Origin of the sequence: Rhodococcus sp. NPDC057529 (assembly GCF_042802055.1) — a bacterium.
Taxonomy (GTDB): Bacteria; Actinomycetota; Actinomycetes; order Mycobacteriales; family Mycobacteriaceae; genus Rhodococcus_F.
In genome coordinates this window covers 148,509-170,215 of record NZ_JBHVEY010000007.1, presented here as the reverse complement: position 1 = coordinate 170,215, position 21,707 = coordinate 148,509, and the positions used below count along the sequence as shown (strand labels likewise).

The following is a 21,707-nucleotide window of genomic DNA, read 5'->3' as shown; positions in this document are numbered from 1 at the left end:
GACCGCGATGACGGACGCCTGGGAGGTCGATCCCGCGTACGAGAACTACATCGGCCGCTGGAGCAGGCTGGTCGCGCCGCAGTTCCTGCGGTGGGTGGCCGCGGACCCGGGCGGCGTCTGGTGCGACGTGGGGTGCGGGACCGGCGCCCTCGCCCACACCGTTCTCCGCTCGGCCGATCCGGCCCGGATGGTCGGGGTCGAACCGTCGGCGCCGTTCGCGGCGGCGGCCCGGGCCGGCGCGGACGATCCCCGCTTCGAGGTGCGGCCGGGCACCGCCGAATCCATCCCCGCCGCGGACGGCGAGTTCGACCGGGTGGTGTCCGGGCTGGTCCTCAACTTCGTTCCCCATCCGGTCGAGGGGCTCGCCGAGATGCACCGCGTCACCCGGGCCGGCGGGACGGTCGCCGGGTACGTGTGGGACTACGAGGAGGGCATGCAGATGATCCGCGCCTTCTGGGACGCCGCGCGCGAACTCGACGGGACGGCCGCGACGCTCGACGAGGGGGTCCGCTTCCCGCTCTGCCGGCCGCAGCCGCTCCGCGACGCGCTGTCCGCCGCCGGGTTCACCGAGGTGGCCGTGCACCCGCTCGAGGTTCCCACCGTGTTCGCCGACTTCGACGACTTCTGGCGGCCGTTCCTCGGCGGTCAGGGCCCCGCGCCCGGCTACTGCGCCTCCCTGCCTGCCGGACGCCGAACCGAACTTCGCGACCTGCTCGATACCCGCCTACCGCGCGACGACGCCGGGCGCATCGCACTGACGGCGCGGGCGTGGGCGTTCCGCGGAACCGTCAGCCGATGACGGATTCCGTAGCCGCGTATGCCTTCTCCGCGGATTCCTTCTGCGCCCGCCACCACGACTCGTTGTCGCGGTACCACCGCACGGTGGCCTCCAGCCCGCTCCGGAAGTCCTCGAACTGCGGCGTCCAGCCCAGTTCGGTGCGCAGGCGCGTCGAGTCGATCGCGTAACGCAGGTCGTGGCCCGGGCGGTCGGTGACGAAGTCGAGGTCGTTCGTGTCGCGGCCGAACAGCTCGAGCAGCGTCCCGACGACGGTCCGGTTGTCGACCTCGCCGTCCGCGCCGATCAGGTACGTCTGCCCGAGAGTGCCCTTCTCCAGGATCGTCCAGACGGCCGCGTTGTGGTCGTCGACGTGGATCCAGTCGCGCACGTTCTTCCCGCTGCCGTACAGGCGGGGGCGCACCCCGTCGATCAGGTTGGTGATCTGACGCGGAATGAACTTCTCGACGTGCTGGTACGGGCCGTAGTTGTTGGAACAGTTCGACAGGGTGGCCCGCACCCCGAACGACCGCGCCCACGCCCGCACCAGCAGGTCACTCGACGCCTTCGTCGCCGAGTACGGGCTCGACGGGTTGTACGGCGTCGACTCCGTGAAGCGCTCGGGGTCGTCCAGCTCGAGGTCGCCGTACACCTCGTCGGTGGAGATGTGGTGATACCGGACGTCGTGGGCGCGGACGGCCTGCAACAGCGAGAACGTGCCGATCACGTTCGTCTGCACGAACGGCGTCGGATCGGCCAGCGAATTGTCGTTGTGCGATTCCGCGGCGAAGTGGACCACCGCGTCCGACTCCGCGACCAGGCGATCCACCAGCGCGAAATCCGCCACATCGCCGTGCACGAACTCGATGCGGTCGGCCACCGCGTCGAGCGAGCGCCGGTTGCCGGCGTACGTCAAAGCGTCGAGCACCGTCACCTGCACGTCCGGCCGCTCCGCGACCGTCTGGTGCACGAAATTCGCACCGATGAACCCGGCGCCGCCTGTCACGAGAAGCCTCATGTGCACCCACCCTAGTGGCGAGCCCGAGTTTCTATCCGGCGCGAACACTGGAACACTGCGCACATGCGCGGAATCATCCTGGCAGGCGGCACCGGGTCCCGGTTGCACCCGATCACTCTCGGAGTGAGCAAGCAACTGGTCCCGGTCTACGACAAGCCGATGATCTACTACCCGCTCTCCACCCTGATGCTGGCGAACATCCGCGACATCCTCGTCATCACCACCCCGCACGACGCCGAGCAGTTCCGCCGGCTCCTCGGCGACGGCTCCCAGTTCGGGGTGAACCTCACGTACAAGGTGCAGGAGGAGCCGAACGGCCTGGCCCAGGCGTTCGTCCTGGGCGCCGACCACGTCGGCAACGAGTCCGTGTCCCTCGTGCTCGGCGACAACATCTTCTACGGCCCCGGCCTCGGTTCCCGGCTGAACCGCTTCGAGAACATCGACGGCGGCGCCGTGTTCGCCTACTGGGTGTCCGATCCCAGCGCGTACGGTGTGGTCGAGTTCGACGACACCGGCCGGGCCATGTCGATCGAGGAGAAGCCCGCCACCCCGAAGTCGAACTTCTCGATCCCCGGGCTGTATTTCTACGACAACGACGTCGTCTCCATCGCGCGTAATCTGAAGCCGTCGGATCGCGGCGAATACGAGATCACCGACGTCAACCAGGCCTACCTGCAGGCCGGACGGCTGCAGGTCGAGGTGCTGCCCCGCGGAACCGCGTGGCTCGACACCGGCACCGTCGACTCGCTGCTCGAGGCGGCGAACTTCGTGCGCACGCTCGAACACCGGCAGGGGCTGAAGATCGGCGTCCCGGAAGAGGTCGCGTGGCGCCGCGGGTTCATCACCGACGCCGAACTGTGTTCGCGTGCGGAGGCTCTCGGCAAATCGGGGTACGGCGACTACCTCCTCGAACTTCTCGAACGCGGCAAGGACTGGTGACGTGGAGTATCGGGAACTGAAGGTCCCCGGCGCCTGGGAGATCACCCCACGGCAGTTCGGCGACGACCGCGGCGTGTTCCTCGAATGGTTCAAGGGTTCGGAGTTCGAGGCCGCCGTCGGGCATCCTCTCGAACTCGCTCAGGCGAACTGCTCGGTGTCCGCCGCCGGTGTCCTGCGCGGTATCCACTACACCGACAATCCGCCCGGGCAGGCGAAATACGTCACCTGCGTCACGGGCGCGTTCCTCGACGTCATCGTCGACCTCCGGGTGGGGTCGCCGATGTTCGGGCAGTGGGATTCGGTGCTCATCGACGACGTCGACCGCCGCGCCGTCTACCTCCCGGCCGGTGTCGGCCACGCGATCCTGTCCCTCGAGGACGCGTCGACCGTGATGTACCTGTGCTCGATCGAGTACACCCCGGCCCTCGACCACGACCTGCACCCGCTCGACCCCGACCTGGGCGTCGACTGGCCCACGGTGGGCCGGGACGGCAGCCCGCTGACGTTCCAGCTGTCCGAGAAGGATTCGGCGGCGCCGTCGCTGCAGCAGGCGCTGGACGCCGGGCTTCTTCCCCCCATGTGAGTGTTTTCGTGTGCCCGGGTACACGAAAACACTCACGTAAGGGTGAGCGCCGCGCGGAAGGACAGCGCGAACCGCAGTTCTGAGACCGACGCCAGGGAGTATCTTTCGGACATGTCGAAGCCACCTCTGACAGCGAAGGCCGCCGAGATGTTCGCCCGGCCCAATTACGCCACCATCGCCTGCGTCCGACCCGACGGGCAGCCCGTGTCCGTGGCCACCTGGTATCTGTTCGAGGGCGGCCGGGTGCTGGTCAACATGGACGCCGAGCGCCGGCGCCTCGACTACCTGCGGGGCGATCCCCGGGTCAGCCTCACCGCGATGGATCCCGGCGACTGGATCACCCATGTCAGCGTCCAGGGCCGGGTGACGGAGTTCGTCGACGACGAAGACCTCGCCGACATCGACCGCCTCGCGACGCATTACAGCGGCAACCCGTACCCCGTCCGCGACCGGAAACGGGTCAGCGCCTGGATCGAGATCGACACCTGGCACGGCTGGGGGTCGCTGAAACAGTCCTGACGGAATCCGCGCCGACGACACCCGGGCATGACGACGCCCCGCGCCGCGACGGTCCTCGCCGTGGCCACGGCGGTGATCGGCAGCCTGCTGCTGAGCGCACCGACGGTCCGCGAATCGGGGCTGCCTGCGGCGACGGTCGCCCAGCCCGCGCCGCCTGCGCCGCCACCGCCCGTCGTCCTGACCCCGGAGGAGGTCGAGGCCAGGGTGATCCCGGCGATCGTCACCCTCGTCGCCGATTCGGGGCTCGTCGAAACCGCGGGTACGGGGATCGTGCTCACGCCCGACGGCGTCGTGCTCACCAATCATCACGTGATCGACGGTGCACTCGACATCAGCGCGGTGAGCCTCGGTAACGGTGCGGCGTACGTCGCGGACGTGCTCGGTTACGACAGTTCGCGTGACATCGCGGTCCTCCGGCTCCAGGGTGCGGGCGACCTGCCCGCCGCGACCCTCGCGAAGAACACCGCCGTCGGCATCGGTGACCCGGTGACCGCGGTCGGCAACGCCGAAGGGGGCGGAGTCCCGGTGGCGGCACGGGGTTTCGTGACCGACCTCGGGCAGGCGATCACCGCCCGCAGTTCCACCGACGGTTCCCGGAACCGGCTGAACGGGTTGATCCAGATCGACGCGGCGGTGCGGCCCGGCGACTCCGGCGGCCCGCTCGTCGACGCCACCGCCGCCGTCATCGGCGTGAACACCGCGGGCAACGCCGACTCCGATCCCACCAAACCCGCTCCGGCCCAGCCGAGATCGTATGCGGTGCCGATCGACACCGCGATGACGATCGTCGATCAGGTACGAGCCGGGACGGCGTCCGCCACCGTGCACATCGGCGACACTCCCCTCCTCGGGATCAGCGTCACCGACAACGCCCGCGGCGCCGAGGTCCTCTGGATCAGCATCGGCACCCCCGCCGACGACGCGGGCATCGAGATCGGGGACGTCGTCACCGAATTCGACGGAATTCCCATCCGCTCCTCGGACGACCTCAGTGGACTCATGATCGCGCGGCACCCCGGCGACGCGGTCGAGGTGCGCTGGCTCGACGAGGCCGGGCGTGCGCGGTCGACGACGATCGTGCTGGAGAAGGGCCCGCCGCGGTAGTCAGGCGGTCTTGTCCCGGGCGACACCGTCGTCCGGCCGCACCCGCGTCGCGACGAACCGCGCGATACGCCGAAGCACCACACGGCTTTCGGGCAGACCGGGCCACAACGCCGGAAACGCATGCACCTGACCGTCCCAGATCTGCAGCGTCGTCGGCACACCCGCAACGCTCAGCCGATGCGCCATCAGCTCCGAATCCGACCGCAGCACCTCACCTTCCGCGGCGAACAGCAACGACGGCGGCAGACCCTCGAGCGCGCCGTTCACGGGCGACAGCGCGGGGTCGAGTACACCGTCCACCTCGCCGCCCAGTTTGCCGATGGTGACGAGCGCCTCGACGGGGGCGAACACGTCGCGGGCGGCGTTGGCGTGCACCAGTTTGTCGGCGCAGTCCAGGTCCAGCAGCGGCGACAGCCCGACCAGTCCGGCGGGGAGATCGACGCCCTCCTCGCGGGCCTTCAACGCCGTCGCGAACACGAGGAACCCACCCGCCGAATCACCGGCGAACACCGTCCCGCCCGCGCGGGCTCCGTTCTCCAGCAACCACTTGTACGCCGTCAGACAGTCGTCGACGGAACCGCTGATGTTCGTGTCGGGCAGTTGCCGGTAGCCGACATGCATCACCGGCAGTCCGGTCAGCTTCGCGATCGTCGCGACCACCGGCCGGTGCGTGTTCAGCCCGCAGCACAGGAACCCGCCGCCGTGGAGATAGAGGACGACACCGTCGCTCAGCTCCGGTGAGACTCCCGGGGCGCGCACGATCTCCGCGTCGAACCCGGGCAACCGCACCTTCTGCCGGCGGATACCGGAAGCGGGACGGATCCCCGCCGCGAGGTCCAGCAGCGCGGCCCTGCGGATCGCCGACTCGTTGATCGGCGCCATCCGCACCACGGGCCGGAGGAACCATCTGCATGCCTGGTAGAGAACCTGGGATTCAATACTCGGCCCCGCCAGCCGCGCACCCGAACGGTATTGGACGGTCGGTGTCCCTTTCCGCTGCTGCGCAGACGGCTTGCGGTCGTTCGGCACAGATTTCATGCCTTCTCCCCTGGTCGCCGATACCCGTCGCCGTTGACGGATACGTAAGTTCAACCTTGGAGTACCCGCCCCTCTCGTGTGTCGCTGATGGCGGCTTCGGCCCCAAGTCGTTATGCCCGGTGCCCGAATCGTTACCGGCGGGTCGGATCACCCGAAATCGAGGTCGTCCAGCTCCTCCACCACGGTGACCTTGCGTTTGCGGCCACCCCTCATCCGGCCGATGCCGCGGCGACCGCCGGTGTCCGCGTTGCCGGAGGGCAGGATCCGCTGCGGCGCCACCCGGGGGCGGGCCGCCTGCGCGGGCGGCGGCGCGACCCGCGGTTCCACGGGGTCGGACACGACGAGGGGCGCCCGGGGCGGCGGGGCCGCGACCACCGGCCGTGGTGCCGCGGCCACTGCGGGCGGGGCAGGGGGCGCGGGGACGGCGGCGGGCGGGGCGGCGATCGGCTCGAAGACCCGGTCGCGGCGGGGCAGGCCGGTGTCCCGCAGGTCCACGTCGTCGAGCCCGGTCACCCACCGCAGCCGGTGGTCGAGGCCGCGGTCCTGCAGCTCGGCCCGGATCTCGTCGTGCCACACCCCGGGCTCGCCGCCGCCGAAGCCCCGGGAGTTCGCGCTGACCCACACCACGTCCTCGGACGGCCGGCGGTCCGCGATGTCCAGGACCGTCAGCCAGTTCACGGTGGCCGTGTAGCCGCGCCGCTTCCGGTCCACGTACGGTCGGCGACGCTGCAGTTCACGGGCGGCGATCTCGAGGTGCGAGGTGTATGCGGGTTCGATCACGTCGCAGCCCATCGCCTCCAGTTGCCGGGCCAGCGAGTCGACGTAGCCGTCGGCCTTGGCCCGCGCGGCGTCCACGAACACCGACAGGTCGTCGCGGAGCCCGAGCCGGTCGTACATCCGCGCCTGGACGGTGAGGGCCTCGATCATCGCGACCGACTCCCGCTGGTACCGGTGGGCGACCTCGACGAGGACGAGGCGGGGGACGAGCACTCGGCCGCCCCGGTCGAGGGCGTCGCGGACGAACGTCTCGAAGCGCGCGTCTCGCGTGACGGCCGAAGTGTCGAGAACAATCAGCATTGATCGATTCTCACCGAACGCGTCGTCAGCGCCAGGGAAGTTGCTGAGTCGTTACCGAAACACCCGACCAGTCGGTATCGCAGCACCCGCCGGGGCGTTGCCGCCCGGTTGCCGGGCGGCCGTCTCAGTGGATCTTGAAGATCACCGCGCGCTGCACGACGAAGTTGATGACCGTCGCCGTGCCCTGCGCGATGACGAACGCGAGCGGCAGACGCCACCATTCGTCGGGGAATGCGTGGTACATCACCCAGTTGAGGCCCACCTGCACCGCGAACGTGACGGCGTACAGGATCACGACGGCGACGAAGCGGGCGCGGCTCGGTTCGGCCTTGAACGTCCATCGGCGGTTGATCAGGTACGCGGTGGTGGTGCCCGCGATGAAGCTGATCGACTTCGCCACGTTGACGGGCAGCCCGACCACCTCGAACAGCAGGAAGTACAGGCCGAAGTCGACGACCGCCGACAGTCCACCGGTCAGGACGAAACGGACGATCTGCGTCTTCAGGTCCAGTGCGTCGTCGGCGATGTTCTCGGTGACGGGGATCTCGACGGGGAGCGGAACGTGAGGTTCGTGCTCGTGACTCGGCTGGGTTTCTGACACGACGACGAGGCTAGCGCCCCGTGAGTACTTCTTAACCGCCCGCGGTTAACAAGTACTCACAGGCGGTAGCCTCTATGCCGATGTCCACGACAGCAGAAGAGACGCCCACCCAGGCGCTCCCCACACAGACCCGCACCCTCACCGGCTGGGGACGCACCGCGCCCACCACGGCGCAGGTGCTGTCCACTCCCGACGTGGAGGTGATCGCGCAAGCGGTCGCCCAGGTCGCGGAGCAGAACGAGTCGAAGCCCGCTCACCTGCAGCGTGGGGTGATCGCCCGTGGCCTCGGCCGCTCCTACGGCGATCCGGCGCAGAACGCCGGTGGCCTGGTCATCGACATGAACGCGCTGAACCGAATCCATCGCATCGACCGCGACACCCACCTCGTGGAGGTCGACGCCGGTGTCAACCTGGATCAGCTGATGAAGGCGGCGCTGCCATTCGGTCTGTGGGTTCCGGTGCTGCCGGGCACCCGGCAGGTCACCATCGGCGGTGCCATCGGCTCCGACATCCACGGCAAGAACCATCACAGCGCCGGCAGCTTCGGCAACCATGTGGTGTCGCTGGACCTGCTCACCGCCGACGGCAAGGTACGGACGCTGACACCGAAGGGTGGCCGCAACGACCCCAAGGGCGCACTGTTCTGGGCGACGATCGGCGGCATGGGCCTGACGGGCATCATCCTCAAGGCGACCATCAAGATGACGCCGACCGAGACGGCGTATTTCATCGCCGACGGCGATGTCACCCAGACGCTCGACGAGACGATCGCGCTGCACAGCGACGGCAGCGAGGCCAACTACGAGTACTCGAGCGCGTGGTTCGACGCCATCGCCGCGCCCCCGAAGCTGGGCCGGGCCGCGGTCTCCCGGGGCTCGCTGGCGAAGCTCGACCAGTTGCCGGCGAAGTTGCAGAAGAATCCGCTGGCGTTCGACGCGCCGCAGCTGCTGACGTTCCCGGACGTGTTCCCGAACGGCCTGGCCAACAAGTTCAACTTCTCGATGATCGGCGAGCTGTGGTTCCGGAAGTCCGGCACCTACCGCGACAAGGTTCAGAACCTGACGCAGTTCTACCACCCGCTCGACATGTTCGGTGAGTGGAACCGCGCCTACGGATCGAACGGATTCCTGCAGTACCAGTTCGTGGTGCCCACCACCGCGGTCGAGGAGTTCAAGGCGATCATCCGCGACATCCAGACGTCGGGGCACTACTCGTTCCTCAACGTGTTCAAGCTGTTCGGCGAAGGCAACCAGGCGCCGCTGAGCTTCCCGATCCCGGGCTGGAACATCTGCGTCGACTTCCGCATCAAGCCCGGCCTGAACGAGTTCGTCACCGAACTCGACAAGCGGGTCCTGAAGTTCGGCGGCCGTCTCTACACGGCCAAGGATTCGCGGACCACCGCCGAGACGTTCCACGCCATGTACCCGCGGATCGACGAGTGGATCGCCACCCGCCGCAAGTACGACCCCACCAATGTCTTCGCCTCCGATATGTCCAGAAGGTTGGAACTGTAGTGATCAACGCTGTCGGGAACCCCCAGACCCTCCTGCTGCTCGGAGGCACCTCCGAGATCGGTCTCGCGATCTGCGAGGAGTACCTGAAGAAGGCGCCGATGCGGGTGATCCTCGCCGCACTGCCGGGCGACCCCGGCCGCGACGGCGCGGTGGCCCAGCTGAAGGCGGCAGGCGCCAACGCCGTCGACGTCATCGACTTCGACGCCGTCGACACCGAGAGCCACCCGAAGGTCATCGACGACGCCTGGGCGAAAGGCGACGTCGACGTCGCCATCGTCGCGTTCGGCCTCCTCGGCGACGCCGAGGAACTGTGGCAGAACCAGCGCAAGGCCGTCCAGATCGCCGAGGTCAACTACACCGCGGCCGTGTCCGTCGGCGTCCTCGTCGGCGAGAAGGTGAAGGCACAGGGCTTCGGCCAGATCATCGCCATGTCGTCTGCCGCAGGCGAGCGCGTGCGCCGCTCCAACTTCGTCTACGGCTCCACCAAAGCCGGACTCGACGGCTTCTACCTCGGACTCGGTGAGGCCCTGCGCGAGTTCGGTCCGCGCGTCCTCGTCATCCGCCCCGGCCAGGTCCGCACCCGCATGTCCGCGGACGTGAAGGAAGCCCCGCTGACGGTGAACAAGGAAGACGTGGCCAAGCTCGCCGTCACGTCGGCGGAGAAGGGCAAGGATCTCGTCTGGGCGCCCGGCGCATTCCGATACGTGATGATGATCCTGCGGCACATCCCGCGACCGATCTTCAAGAAGCTGCCCATCTAAGCTTCGCCCTCGTGACGGAAGCAGACGTAGCACCGGCCCGGCGGTCCCTGTCGACAGCTGTCGAAATGCTGCTGGGGGCCGTCGTGGCCGCGGTGGTGGCAGCGGTCGGACTGTTCGCGTTCGGGCGGGTGCAGTGGCCGGCGTTCAACTCGTCCAACGTGACCCAGGCCGTCACGACGGTCGGCCAGGTCGTGGCCATCGCGGGTATCGCGGTGTCGGTGCTGCTGGTCCGGCTGCACCGGGCCGCGCGGTTCGCCCGGCTGCTGTCGTGGGCGAGCCTGTCCGGTTTCGTCACCGTCACACTCGGTCTGCCGCTCGCCGCGACCAAGCTGTACCTGCACGGCGTCTCCGTCGACCAGGAGTTCCGCACCGAGTACCTCACCCGGCTGACCGACTCGGCCGCGCTGCGCGACATGACGTACGCCGACCTGCCGCCGTACTACCCGGCCGGCTGGTTCTGGGCGGGCGGGCGCGTCGCCAACCTCCTCGGCATGGACGGCTGGGAAGCGTTCAAGCCGTATGCCATCGGATCCCTCGCCGTCGCCGCCGTCGTCGCACTGGTGTTGTGGAGCAACCTGATCCGCCACGACCTGGCCATCGTCGTGTCCCTCGCGACGACGGCCCTCGTGCTGGCGTACGGTTCGCCCGAACCGTACGGCGCCGTCATCACGCTGCTGATCGGCCCCACGCTCGTCCTCGCCTGGGGCGGCCTCAATCGTGTCGACGGCCGCGGCGGCTGGGGCGCCGTGATCGGCACCGGCCTGTTCCTCGGCCTCGCCGCCACGTTCTACACGCTGTACCTCGGACTCGCCGCCTTCGCGATCACCCTGCTTGCACTGCTGGCGGCGGCGCTACGGGTGCGCGACCGGAAGTCCTGGCGGGCGGCGATCGACCCGCTGGTCCGGCTGATCGTGATCGCCGCCGTGTCCGGGCTCCTCGCACTGACCGTGTGGCTGCCGTATCTGCTGAAGGTCGTGGGCGGTTCGCCCGCCGCGTCGGGAACCGCGCTGCACTACCTGCCCGAGGCGGGCGCACAACTGCCGCTGCCGATGATCCACTTCTCCCTCACCGGGGCGCTGTGCCTGCTCGGCACCGTCTGGCTCGTCGCCCGCGCGTCGACGTCCCGGCGCGCGCAGGCCCTCGGCGTCGGAGTGGTGGCCGTCTACCTGTGGTCCCTGCTGTCGATGGCGTTCACGGTGCTCGGCAGCACCCTGCTCTCGTTCCGGCTCGAGCCCGTGCTGATCGTCCTGCTCGGCGCCGCAGGCGTCTTCGGCTTCGTCGAATTCGCGGGGTGGCTCGTGCTCGCGACCAGCGACAACCCGCGCGTCAAGGGGGCGGTCCTGGTGATCGGCGTGCTGGGTGCGCTGTCGTTCGTCCAGAACATCCCGAAATTCCTCGACTCCGACATCGCCGTCGCCTACACCGACACCGACGGCAACGGCGAACGCGCCGACCAGCGTCCACCCGGCGCCGCCGCCCACTACGCGGCAGTCGACGAGCTGATCCGGGCGCAGGTCCCCCGCGACCGCGACGACACGGTGGTCCTCACCGCAGACACGTCCTTCCTCAGCTTCTACCCCTACCTCGGTTTCCAGGCGCTGACGTCGCACTACTCGAATCCCTTGGCGGACTTCGCCGGACGCGCCCGGACCATCGCGGAGTGGAGCGAGCTCGAGACACCCGACCAGCTGGTGTCCGCACTCGACGCGGCGCCGTGGCGGGCGCCCGACGCGTTCGTGTTCCGGCAGGGCCCGGACGGGTACACGCTGCGGCTCGCCGAGGACGTGTATCCCAACGACCCCAACGTGCGCCGCTACACCGTCACGTTCCCGAAGGAACTGTTCGACGACCCGCGATTCACGGTGTCGGAGACCGGACCGTTCGTCGTCGTCACAAGAAACTGATCGGTCTGTTCGAGTTTATTTCGCCGCGCCACGGGAACACCGCACCCAATCAGGGAAGCGGGCATTTTCCGCGCCCCGAGGGGAAATGTCGGGTCGTCGCGAGGAGCGGTCATGCCGGATGCAGTGGAGCCTCGACGCGCCGGTAGCGGTGCCGAAGACTACCTACTCGGCACCGCTCCCGGCGAGGTGATCGTGCATGCCGGACTCGCAACGACGATCGGAGCGATCATCGGTGTCTACGTCGGGCACTGGGCGCTTTTCGTGATCGCACTGCTCGGCGCCGCCGTGTTCGTCGCCGGCGACGTCGTCGTCCATCTGAGTCGACAAAGGTCGCCGGACCTCGGTCCGGCGACCCCTGTCAGGCACCCTGTCGGACGGGCTGCCTAGTTGAGCTTCTGCGGCACACCGTAAGTCATGACGGTGTCACCGTTCTCCGTCACGGCCATCGCGTACGGACGGATGGTGACCGGCCCGATAGCACCGGAGATGGAGCCGTGAACTCCCTGCATCCTGACCACAGCCGCCGATCCGTCGAACTCCTGACCCTCGAGGATCGGAACCGTGGTGATTCCACCGGGCTCCAGGTCGATGTCGAGTTCCTGCGACGGAATGATGTCGCCGGCGAGTTCGACGTTGGTCCCCGCGTTCAGGCCCAACGAGAGCTCGGGGAGCAGACCCAGGTCGATTCCGTTGCTCGACCCGATCGCGAACCCGAGACCGGGCGTGTTCAGGACGATCGTCGCGCCCGCCAGTGCGACCGGGTAACCGATCTGATAGCCGACGGTGAGCTGAGTGCCCTCGAACTCCTCCGAATTCGGGCCGGTGATGGCCACTCCGGCGTAGCCGTTGTGGAAGAACTCCACGCTGGTGGGAACGCCGTCCAGCGGCGGTACGGTCTGATACACCGTGTCGCCCTGAACGACTTCGATGCGATTCCCTCGTGCATCGATCACGGAACTGGAATTGTCCACGCCGGCCGACGCCGAGCCGTTGCCCATGACCATGGCAAGCGTTGCGATGCCTGCGACTGCAACCGTCCGTGTGAAGCGTTTGAACCCAAATCGAGATGTGCTGATGTCCGTCATGCCGACCCCATTCAGAATGCACTGCAACCGATACGGAAAAGCATGCTGAGCGTAACCAGTGGGGCAGAAGAATATCCCTGTATTGATCAGAAGTTCACAAATCAACTTGATGTGATACACGCAACAATTACCCGATCGCAACCCAGGAAGCTCTCAGCGACCTCCGGTACCCTCGATCGATTGACATCGACCCGAGAACCGGAGGCGCTGCTGCGTGACTGAGATACTCACCCCGGTCGAGACGACTCGGCCCGCCGAGAGCACCAGCACCACCGCTCGCCCCGTCCGCTCCCGTTTCCGGCCGCACCCGGCCGATGTCGCAGCGGTCACCTTTTACGTCGGCCTGGCCGCATTCGTGTTGGCCCGCCAGTGGAAACACCTCGGAACGGGCTATCTGGTGCGCAGCGGCCAGGACCAGACCATGTGGGAGTGGTTCTTCGCCGTCGCCGCACGTTCACTGGTCCATCTGGAGAACCCGCTGTCCAGCGACCTGCAGAACTATCCGCTCGGCGTCAACCTCATGGGCAACACGGCGATGTTCGGCATCAGCATTCCGCTGGCGCCCGTCACGCTGTTGTTCGGACCGAACGTCACATTCACTCTGGCACTCACACTTGGCCTGTCGGGCACGGCAATTGCGTGGTATTGGGTCTTCTCGCGGCACGTCGTGTCCTCGCGACTCGCGGCGGCGGTCGGCGGCGGCCTGTGCGGTTTCGCACCGGCCCTGATCTCGCACACCAACGGGCACCCCAACTTCGTAGCCCTGTTCCTGCTGCCCTTCATCGCGCTCGCCGTGATCAGGCTGGGCAGCGGCGCGCGACCCGTGCGCGACGGCATCGTGCTGGGACTGCTGATCGCGTACCAGATCTTCCTCGGTGAGGAACCCCTGCTGATCTACGCGCTGGCGTTCACGGTCTTCGGGGTCGCCTTCGCGGCGTCGCGCCCACGGACCGCATTCGCGGCAGTCAGGCGCAGCATCAAGGGTTTTGCGATCGCGGGCGGCGTCGCGCTGGCCATTGCCGCCGTTCCCCTGTGGTGGCAGTTCTTCGGACCCGACAGCTACCGGGCGATCGAACACGGCCCGGTGGGCAACGACACCGAATCGTTCACCAGCTTCCCGACGTCCTCCCTGGCAGGCGAACCCGGGTCCGCCGAGTTCAGCATGAACGCAACCGAGGAAAACGCGTATTTCGGCTGGCCCCTGCTGATTCTCCTCGGCCTGTCCGCGCTGTGGCTGTGGCGGATGCCGCTGGCGCGCGCCGCGGCCGCGACGGTCGCCGTGATGGGTGTCCTGTCGCTCGGGACGTCGCTCACGATCGGCGGCTGGGACACCGGAATTCCCTTGCCGTGGAAGCTGATCTCACACCTGCCGCTCCTCGAGTCCGTCCTGGAATCGCGCTTCGCGATGGGCTGCCTGCCCGCCGCCGCCCTGCTGCTCGCACTGGGCACCGACCGCGCCCTGGCGTCCGCCCGCGAGGGTCAGCGGACCACCACGCTGCTGTGGGCCGGGTGGCTCGCGGTGGCGCTGCTTCCGTTGACGCCGACACCCCTGGCCGTCGTGCAGCGCGACGCCGCGCCGAACTTCTTCGCCGACGGCACGTGGCGGGACTACGTCACCGACGGTTCCGTCGTCACGGTGCCGCTCCCCTCCCCGGAGAAGGCCCGGATGCTGCGCTGGCAGACCGAGCAGGATCTCGCATTCCCCATTGCCGGTGGATATTTCGTCGGCCCGGCCGGCAGCGAGCAGCGGGGCAAGTACGGGCCCGACGACCGCCCCACCGCACTACTGCTCGCGTCCGCGCAGTCGTCCGGCCAGGTGCCGGCCATCGACGACGCGACGAGGGCCCAGGCGCTGACCGACCTGAAGTTCTGGAACGCCGACGTCCTGGTCCTGCCGCACACTCAGAACGATCGCGTCCTGCGTGAGACGGTCCGGCAACTCGTCGGGGCGCCCGCGAAACCCGTCGACGGCGTGTGGGTGTGGGACGTGCGGGCGCTGCGCCACCCGTGAGTACTTGTTAACCGCCGGACGTTAACAAGTACTCACGGGTGACTACCATCGTGCTGTGCCACAACCGCCGCTGCCCGACGTCCGGAGCATCCGCACTTCCCGGCTCATCGCGATCGTCACCGGCCTGATCGGTTTCGTTCTCGCGCTGGCCACCCCGTTCCTGCCGGTGAAGCAGGACGCCGCGACGATCGACTGGCCGCAGGGCGGCACGCTCGGCAGCGTCGAGGCACCACTCGTCTCGTACACACCGCTGGCCATGCAGGTGAACATTCCCTGCTCGGTGTTTACCCAACTCGGGCCCGACGGCGGCACCGTCGTCTCCACCCTCCCGAACCGGGCTCCCGACTTCGAGAAGAACGGCCTCGTCGTGAAGGCGGGCGCCGGCGGCACGGTCGACGTCACCCTTCGCGGCAGGTCCCTGATCTCGGCGGATGCCGCGGACCTGCAGGGCTGCACCGGACTCACCGTCACGTCCGACTACCAGCGGACGTCGGCCGAGGTCACGGGCACGGCCGAACCGCTCGCCGGTTCCATCGAGGGCGACCAGCGACCGCAGATGGTCGGCCTGTTCACCGACCTGCAGGGGGCGGCGCCCGCCGACCTGACCGTGCACGTCGACCTCGACTCCCGGTTCTCGTCCAGCCCGACGCTGCTGAAACTGCTGGCGATGATCGTGTGCGTCCTCGCGACGCTGACGTCGCTGTACGCGTTGCACCGGGTGGACGGCATCGACGGCAGGCGCGCCCGCCGCTTCCTGCCTGCGCACTGGTGGAAGTTCACCGGCGTCGACGCCGTCGTGATCGGGACGCTGCTGCTGTGGCACGTGGTCGGCGCGAACACGTCCGACGACGGCTATCTGCTGGGCATGGCGCGGGTGTCGGAGCATTCCGGCTACATGGCCAACTACTTCCGCTGGTTCGGCGTCCCCGAGGCGCCGTTCGGCTGGTCGTACGAACTGCTCGCGGCGCTGGCGAAGGTGAGCACGGCAAGCATGTGGATGCGGCTGCCGACGTTGCTCGCGGCGCTGCTCTGCTGGATGGTGATCAGCCGGGAGGTCATTCCCCGCCTCGGTGTGGCCGTGCGCCGCAACAGGACTGCCCTCTGGACCGGTGGCCTGGTGTTCCTGGCGTTCTGGTTGCCGTACGACAACGGGTTGCGCCCCGAACCGGTCATCGCGCTCGGCGCCCTCCTCACGTGGTGCTCGATCGAGCGGGCCATCGCCACCGGGCGACTGCTTCCCGGTGCCGTCGCCGTGCTGATTGCCGCGTTCTCGCTCGCCGCGGGACCGTCCGGGCTGATCTGCATCGCGGCGCTGATAGCGGGTGCGCGGCCGATCCTGCAGATCATCATCGCGCGCGGCCACCGGGTGGGATTCGCGTCCCAGATCCTGCCGATCCTCGCCGCCGGAACCGTCGTCATGGTGGCCGTCTTCGCGGATCAGACACTCGCGACGGTGCTCGAGTCGACGCGCGTCCGCACCGCCCTCGGCCCCAACGTGGCCTGGTTCGACGAGCGACTGCGCTGGGACTCGCTGATGGGGATCTCCCCGGACGGCTCACTGGCCCGCCGGTTCGGTGTGTTCGTGATGCTGCTGTGCGTCGTGGTCTGCGTGATGCTGATCCTGCGCAAGGGGAAGGTGCCCGGGACCGCGATCGGACCGTCGCGCCGCATCCTCGGCATCGTGTTCGCGTCGCTGCTGCTGATGATGTTCACGCCCACCAAGTGGACCCACCACTTCGGGGTGTACGCGGGCCTCGCCGGGTCAGTCGCGGTGCTCGCCGCGGTCGGCGTGGGGGCGGCGAGTATCCGCTCCAAACGCAACCGCACCCTGTTCGCCGCGGGTGTCCTGTTCATCCTCGCGGTCGCGTTCACCAGTTCCAACGGCTGGTGGTACGTCTCCAGCTACGGCGTCCCGTGGTGGGACAAGCCGCCGATGATCGCGGGCAAGGGCTTCTCCACGCTGTTCCTCGGACTCACGGTCCTCACGCTGCTCCTCGCCGCCTGGTACCACGTCCGCGAGCCCTACGAGACGGGCACGAGGCCCAACGGGAAGCGCGCCCGGATGCTCGCGCCGTCGCCGCTGACCGTCGCGGCCGGCGCCGTCGTCCTGTTCGAGGTGCTGTCGCTGCTGAAGGGCGCCGTCGCGCAGTACCCCGGGTACTCCATCGCGAAGGCCAACATCGAATCGGTCACCGGCGGCACGTGCGCGCTCGCCGACGAGGTCCTCGTCGAAACCGACCCCACCGCCGCACTGCTGCAGCCGCTCACCCCGGTCACCGACCAGAGCGGTGCGGGCGCGTTCGGCGCGACGTCCGCGGAGGGCTTCACGCCCAACGGCATCGCCGACGACCTCACCGCCGACTCCGAGAAGATCGCCACCGGCGGCGCCAACACCGTCGACACCGACACCGACGAAACGACCACCGGCACCAGTTCCGGCACCGGTGGCGGCACCGAGGCCACCGCCGGAGTCAACGGCAGCACCGTGACGCTGCCGTTCGGTCTCGACCCCGCCCGCACCCCCGTCCTCGGCAGCTACCAGGCCGGCGGGGAGCAGAAACCCGCCGCCCTCACCACCGGCTGGTACGGGCTGCCCGACCGCAGCGACGACGCACCGCTCCTCACGATCTCGGCGGCCGGACGCATCCGGTCGGTCGACGCGGACGGCGTCGTCACCCCCGGCCAGAGCCTGAAGGTCGAGTACGGGGTGACCGGCCCCGACGGGTCCGTCGCCGCGCTCGGCACCGTCGACCCGATCGACATCGGACCGTCCCCGTCGTGGCGCAACCTGCGGGTGCCGCTCGATCAGCTCCCCGCCGAGGCGAACACGGTGCGGCTCGTCGCCGACGACCCGGACACCGACCCCGGCCAGTGGCTGGCCGTCACACCGCCCCGGGTGCCGAAGATGCAGACCCTGCAGACCGTCGTCGGGTCCACCGACCCCGTGCTCCTCGACTGGGCCGTCGGGCTCGCGTTCCCCTGCCAGCGCCCGTTCGACCACCGGTACGGCGTCGCCGAGGTCCCGCAGTGGCGGGTCCTGCCCGACCGCATCGGCGCCGAGTCCACCAACGCCTGGCAGGACAAGTTCGGCGGCGGCCCGCTCGGCTGGACCGACCAGTTGCTGTCGGCGAGCACCCTGGCCACCTACCTGTCGAACGACTGGGACCGCGACTGGGGTTCGCTCGAGCGGTACACGCCGCTGGACGAGTCGGCGACACCCGCCCAGGTCGAATCCGAACAGGTGACCAGGTCGGGCACCTGGTCGGCCGGACCGGTGCGCTACTACTAGAACCGCCCCTACCCTCTGGTAGGCGGCAATATGCCTCCTCAGGTTCCTGACATACCATCGACAACCGTGCCCGATGCTCTGACAACTTCCGTCTCCGATCCCGAAGCCTCTTCGCCGCCTGCTCGCCAGGACCGGCGGAGTGAGTACCGGACCGCTCGTCTGATCGCCATCGTCACCGGCCTCATCGGGTTCGTGCTGGCAGTGGCCACGCCGTTCATGCCGGTGCAGCAGACGACCGCAGCGGTGAACTGGCCGGAGAACGGCGTCGTCGGCGACCTCGAGGCACCGCTGGTGTCGCAGGTCCCGGTCGACCTGTCGGCGTCGATCCCGTGTTCGGCGGTGGCCGGGCTTCCCCCGCAGGGCGGGATCCTGCTGGCCACGGCGCCCGCGCAGGGCGAGGGCGCGGCGCTGAACGCGATGTTCGTGCGGGTGTCGGACAAGTCCGTGGACGTGCTCGACCGCAACGTCACCATCGCCACGGCGCCCCGCGAACAGGTGCAGTCGGGCGCCTGCAGCGAGATCCGCATCACATCGAACATCGACGCGACGTCCGCCGAGTTCGTGGGCCTGACCACCCCGACCGGTGACCCGATCGCCGGTTCCCTCACCGGCGACCTCCGCCCGCAGGTGGTGGGTGTGTTCAGCGACCTCCGCGACGGGGCGGCGCCTGCCGGTCTGTCGTTCACGATGAACGTGGACTCCCGGTTCTCGTCGAGCCCCACCCTGATCAAGCTCGTCGCGATGATCGTGGCCCTCCTGGCCACGGCGATCGCCCTGGTCGCCCTCGGCCGCCTCGACGGCACGGACGGGCGCGGGCACCGCAACTTCCTGCCGTCGCACTGGTGGAAGTTCACCGGACTCGACACGATCGTCGTGGGCACGCTGGTGCTGTGGCACTTCATCGGCGCGAACACGTCCGACGACGGCTACCTGCTCACCATGGCCCGGGTCTCCGACCACGCCGGCTACATGGCCAACTACTTCCGCTGGTTCGGCGTCCCCGAGGCGCCGTTCGGCTGGTATTACGACGTCCTCGCGGCGATGGCCAAGATCTCGACGGCCAGCCCCTTCATGCGACTGCCCGCCCTGATCGCCGGGATCCTGTGCTGGATGGTGATCAGCCGGGAGGTCGCTCCGCGCCTCGGCCGGTCGGTCCGGCGCAACAAGGTGGCGCTGTGGACCGGCGGACTCGTGTTCCTCGCGTTCTGGCTGCCCTACAACAACGGTCTGCGGCCCGAGCCCATCGTGGCGCTCGGCGCCCTGCTCACGTGGTGCTCCATCGAGCGTTCCATCGCGACCGGACGTCTCCTCCCCGCCGCCGTCGCCGTCCTGATCGGCGCATTCACTCTCGCGGCCGCTCCGACGGGTCTGATGTGTGTGGCCGCCCTGCTCGCCGGCGCCCGCCCGCTCGTCCGGATCGTCGTCAAGCGCCACCGCCAGGTGGGGACGCTGCCGCTGCTGGCGCCGATCGCGGCGGCGGGCACGATCGTCCTCGTGGTCGTGTTCGCCGACCAGACCATCGCCGCGGTGATGGAGGCCACCCGGGTCCGCACCCTGATCGGCCCGAACCTCGAGTGGTACAAGGACTTCCTGCGCTACTACTACCTGTTCGTCCCGACCGTCGACGGTTCCGTGGCCCGCCGCTTCGCGTTCCTGACGATGATCCTGTGCCTGTTGACGACACTGTTCATCCTGTTGCGCCGCAAGCGGATTCCCGGTGCCGCCACCGGACCGTCGTGGCGCCTGCTCGGTGTCGTGTTCGGCACGATCTTCTTCATGATGTTCAACCCCACCAAGTGGACCCACCACTTCGGGGCGTACGCCGGCATCGCCGGTTCGCTGGCCGCGCTCACCGCCGTCGCGGTGTCGGCGTCCGCGCTGCGCTCGCGCCGCAACCGGACGATCTTCCTGGCCGGACTGCTGCTCATGCTGGCCCTGACGTTCGCGGGCATCAACGGCTACTGGTACGTCTCGAGCTACGGCGTGCCGTGGTTCGACAAGACCGTCTCCCTCGGCGGCCGCCAGTCCAACACGTTCTTCCTCGTCCTGTTCGGGCTGGCCGTCGCACTGGCCGCCTGGCAGTACCTGCGTGAGGGGTTCGCCGCGCCGCCCGTCCGCGCGAACACCGAGAAGGGCAGGCGGATCAGGAAGTTCGCGGCCGCCCCGCTCACCGTCGTCGCCGGCATCATGGTGCTGTTCGAAGTTCTCTCCCTCCTCAAGGGCGCCGTCTCCCAGTACCCGGCGTACTCGCTGGCCCGCTCCAACTTCGACTCCCTCACCGGGCAGACGTGCGGGCTCGCCGAGGACGTCCTCGTCGAGGGCGACACCAACGGCGGAAACCTCACGCCCATCAACGATCCCGCGGCGCCGCTCGCGAACCCCGCCGACCCACTCGGCGGAGCGAACCCTGTCGGCTTCTCCCCCAACGGGGTTCCGTCCGACCTGACCGCCGACTACGTCGAGGTCAAGCAGGGCATGGGCAACACCGACAACCAGAGCGTCGGGCCCTCCTTCGAGACCGGATCGAGCGCCGGAACCAGCGGCGGCACCGGAAATGTCGGCGTCAACGGCAGCACCGCCAAGCTGCCGTTCGGGCTCGACCCGGCCACGACACCCGTCATGGGCAGCTACCAGGAAGGCGTGCAGGAACCGGCGACACTGTCGTCCAGCTGGTACGCCCTCCCCGAACGCAGCGACGACACCCCGCTGATCGTCATGTCCGCGGCGGGCCGCATCTGGTCGGTCGACGCGACCGGCGCCCTCACGTACGGCCAGTCGCTGCTGCTCGAATACGGCAAGCGTCAGCCCGACGGCACCGTCCAGGCGCAGGGCACCTACCTGCCCAAGGACATCGGGCCCGCACCGTCGTGGCGCAACCTGCGCGTGCCGATCAGCGAACTGTCGCCCGACGCCGACTCCGTGCGGATCGTCGCCAACGACCCCAACCTCACCGGCGACCAGTGGCTGGCGTTCACCCCGCCGCGGGTGCCGAAGCTCGAGACCCTCAACTCGACGATCGGCAGCTCGCAGCCCGTACTGCTGGACTGGGCCGTCGGACTGCAGTTCCCGTGCCAGCGTCCGTTCGACCACCAGTACGGCGTGGCGGAGATGCCGAACTACCGTATCCTCCCCGACCGTCCGCTGGCCGTCAGCTCCACCGACACCTGGCAGTCGGCGGAGAACGGTGGCCCGCTCGGATTCACCGAACTGCTCGCCAGCGCCACCGCCATCCCCACGTACATGCGGGACGACTGGGGACGCGACTGGGGCTCCCTCGAGCGCTTCGACCGGTACTACCCGGACGCCACCGCGGCTACCGTCGACACCGAGACCGCCACCCGGTCCGGGCTGTGGAAGCCGGGCACGCTGCGGGTGTACCCCACCCCGTAGCGGGCACGGGGGCGGAGTTGTCCACAACCTTCCGTCCATCCACAGGCCAATTTCCGACCTGGGCTTTTCGGCCGCGGACCGCAGCGCCCGGGGCAGGCT

Annotated in this window: 17 protein-coding genes; 12 read left to right on the top strand and 5 right to left on the bottom strand. The window is 68.7% G+C overall.

Translation table 11 applies throughout. The features are described 5' to 3' along the window. Positions 1–7: 7 nt before the first annotated feature. Positions 8–799: a class I SAM-dependent methyltransferase gene (locus ACFU5V_RS15725; protein WP_378700414.1), complete on the top strand. Its 792-nt coding sequence runs from the start codon at positions 8–10 to the stop codon at positions 797–799. On the opposite strand, the gene rfbB is transcribed toward ACFU5V_RS15725, so the two are convergent. Beyond that, positions 789–1,793 carry a dTDP-glucose 4,6-dehydratase gene (gene rfbB / locus ACFU5V_RS15720; RefSeq protein ID WP_378700412.1) on the bottom strand — a complete coding sequence of 335 codons (1,005 nt, stop codon included), beginning with the start codon at positions 1,791–1,793 and terminating at the stop codon, positions 789–791. The two genes, ACFU5V_RS15725 and rfbB, sit on opposite strands and share 11 nt — an antisense overlap. 63 nt (positions 1,794–1,856) lie before the next feature. Between rfbB and rfbA the strand changes: the two genes are divergently transcribed. The 4 genes from rfbA (at position 1,857) to ACFU5V_RS15700 (ending at position 4,938) form a co-directional block, all read left to right on the top strand. Then, positions 1,857–2,732, top strand: a complete 876-nt coding sequence (gene rfbA, locus ACFU5V_RS15715) for a glucose-1-phosphate thymidylyltransferase RfbA (RefSeq protein WP_378430612.1) — start codon at positions 1,857–1,859, stop codon at positions 2,730–2,732. Between the two features lies 1 nt (position 2,733). Continuing rightward, positions 2,734–3,315, top strand: a complete 582-nt coding sequence (locus ACFU5V_RS15710; protein ID WP_378430613.1) for a dTDP-4-dehydrorhamnose 3,5-epimerase family protein — start codon at positions 2,734–2,736, stop codon at positions 3,313–3,315. 111 nt (positions 3,316–3,426) lie between these two features. Next, entirely contained in the window at positions 3,427–3,834 is a 408-nt protein-coding gene (locus tag ACFU5V_RS15705; RefSeq protein ID WP_378700409.1) for a TIGR03618 family F420-dependent PPOX class oxidoreductase, read from the top strand. Positions 3,835–3,861: 27 nt separating this feature from the next. Continuing rightward, positions 3,862–4,938, top strand: a complete 1,077-nt coding sequence (locus ACFU5V_RS15700) for a S1C family serine protease (protein ID WP_378700407.1) — start codon at positions 3,862–3,864, stop codon at positions 4,936–4,938. On the opposite strand, the gene ACFU5V_RS15695 is transcribed toward ACFU5V_RS15700, so the two are convergent. The 3 genes from ACFU5V_RS15695 to ACFU5V_RS15685 all read right to left on the bottom strand — a co-directional run bounded on the left by ACFU5V_RS15695 (position 4,939) and on the right by ACFU5V_RS15685 (position 7,654). Then, positions 4,939–5,976: an alpha/beta hydrolase gene (locus ACFU5V_RS15695; RefSeq protein ID WP_378700405.1), complete on the bottom strand. Its 1,038-nt coding sequence runs from the start codon at positions 5,974–5,976 to the stop codon at positions 4,939–4,941. It lies immediately after the preceding gene. A gap of 147 nt (positions 5,977–6,123) precedes the next feature. After that, positions 6,124–7,053 (bottom strand): PIN domain-containing protein, encoded by a 930-nt coding sequence (locus ACFU5V_RS15690; RefSeq protein ID WP_378700403.1) that lies wholly within the window; start codon positions 7,051–7,053, stop codon positions 6,124–6,126. A gap of 124 nt (positions 7,054–7,177) precedes the next feature. After that, the gene (locus tag ACFU5V_RS15685; RefSeq protein ID WP_072938553.1) at positions 7,178–7,654 is read right to left on the bottom strand and encodes a GtrA family protein; all 477 of its coding nucleotides are present in this window, start codon (positions 7,652–7,654) and stop codon (positions 7,178–7,180) included. A gap of 80 nt (positions 7,655–7,734) precedes the next feature. Here ACFU5V_RS15685 and ACFU5V_RS15680 point away from each other — a divergent pair, with 80 nt between their 5' ends. The 4 genes from ACFU5V_RS15680 to ACFU5V_RS15665 all read left to right on the top strand — a co-directional run bounded on the left by ACFU5V_RS15680 (position 7,735) and on the right by ACFU5V_RS15665 (position 12,220). Then, positions 7,735–9,168, top strand: coding sequence for an FAD-binding oxidoreductase (locus tag ACFU5V_RS15680; protein ID WP_072938591.1), 1,434 nt, complete (start codon positions 7,735–7,737; stop codon positions 9,166–9,168). Continuing rightward, positions 9,168–9,929, top strand: coding sequence for a decaprenylphospho-beta-D-erythro-pentofuranosid-2-ulose 2-reductase (locus ACFU5V_RS15675; protein WP_378700401.1), 762 nt, complete (start codon positions 9,168–9,170; stop codon positions 9,927–9,929). Before ACFU5V_RS15680 ends, ACFU5V_RS15675 begins: the two co-directional genes overlap by 1 nt. 11 nt (positions 9,930–9,940) lie before the next feature. Beyond that, positions 9,941–11,833, top strand: coding sequence for a galactan 5-O-arabinofuranosyltransferase (locus ACFU5V_RS15670; protein WP_378700399.1), 1,893 nt, complete (start codon positions 9,941–9,943; stop codon positions 11,831–11,833). A 111-nt stretch (positions 11,834–11,944) separates the two neighbouring features. Next, entirely contained in the window at positions 11,945–12,220 is a 276-nt protein-coding gene (locus ACFU5V_RS15665; protein ID WP_378700397.1) for a hypothetical protein, read from the top strand. Here ACFU5V_RS15665 and ACFU5V_RS15660 read toward each other — a convergent pair. Next, positions 12,217–12,918, bottom strand: coding sequence for an MspA family porin (locus ACFU5V_RS15660; RefSeq protein ID WP_378439385.1), 702 nt, complete (start codon positions 12,916–12,918; stop codon positions 12,217–12,219). The genes ACFU5V_RS15665 and ACFU5V_RS15660 overlap by 4 nt on opposite strands. A 214-nt stretch (positions 12,919–13,132) precedes the next feature. Between ACFU5V_RS15660 and ACFU5V_RS15655 the strand changes: the two genes are divergently transcribed. From ACFU5V_RS15655 to ACFU5V_RS15645, 3 genes are all read left to right on the top strand, one after another. Then, complete coding sequence (locus ACFU5V_RS15655; protein ID WP_378700395.1) at positions 13,133–14,929, top strand: glycosyl transferase; 1,797 nt, start codon at positions 13,133–13,135, stop codon at positions 14,927–14,929. A 55-nt stretch (positions 14,930–14,984) separates the two neighbouring features. Further along, positions 14,985–18,218 (top strand): arabinosyltransferase domain-containing protein, encoded by a 3,234-nt coding sequence (locus tag ACFU5V_RS15650; protein ID WP_378700392.1) that lies wholly within the window; start codon positions 14,985–14,987, stop codon positions 18,216–18,218. A 66-nt stretch (positions 18,219–18,284) separates the two neighbouring features. Further along, positions 18,285–21,608 (top strand): arabinosyltransferase domain-containing protein, encoded by a 3,324-nt coding sequence (locus ACFU5V_RS15645; RefSeq protein ID WP_378700390.1) that lies wholly within the window; start codon positions 18,285–18,287, stop codon positions 21,606–21,608. Positions 21,609–21,707 lie beyond the last annotated feature (99 nt).

Bases quoted from the DNA above. Each gene is read 5' to 3' on its own strand.
- ACFU5V_RS15705 (WP_378700409.1), top strand. From the start codon at position 3,427: ATGTCGAAGCCACCTCTGACAGCGAAGGCCGCCGAGATGTTCGCCCGG.
- ACFU5V_RS15695 (WP_378700405.1), bottom strand. From the start codon at position 5,976: ATGAAATCTGTGCCGAACGACCGCAAGCCGTCTGCGCAGCAGCGGAAA.
- ACFU5V_RS15665 (WP_378700397.1), top strand. From the start codon at position 11,945: ATGCCGGATGCAGTGGAGCCTCGACGCGCCGGTAGCGGTGCCGAAGAC.
- rfbB (WP_378700412.1), bottom strand. From the start codon at position 1,793: ATGAGGCTTCTCGTGACAGGCGGCGCCGGGTTCATCGGTGCGAATTTC.
- ACFU5V_RS15690 (WP_378700403.1), bottom strand. From the start codon at position 7,053: ATGCTGATTGTTCTCGACACTTCGGCCGTCACGCGAGACGCGCGCTTC.
- rfbA (WP_378430612.1), top strand. From the start codon at position 1,857: ATGCGCGGAATCATCCTGGCAGGCGGCACCGGGTCCCGGTTGCACCCG.
- ACFU5V_RS15700 (WP_378700407.1), top strand. From the start codon at position 3,862: ATGACGACGCCCCGCGCCGCGACGGTCCTCGCCGTGGCCACGGCGGTG.
- ACFU5V_RS15660 (WP_378439385.1), bottom strand. From the start codon at position 12,918: ATGACGGACATCAGCACATCTCGATTTGGGTTCAAACGCTTCACACGG.
- ACFU5V_RS15725 (WP_378700414.1), top strand. From the start codon at position 8: ATGACGGACGCCTGGGAGGTCGATCCCGCGTACGAGAACTACATCGGC.
- ACFU5V_RS15680 (WP_072938591.1), top strand. From the start codon at position 7,735: ATGTCCACGACAGCAGAAGAGACGCCCACCCAGGCGCTCCCCACACAG.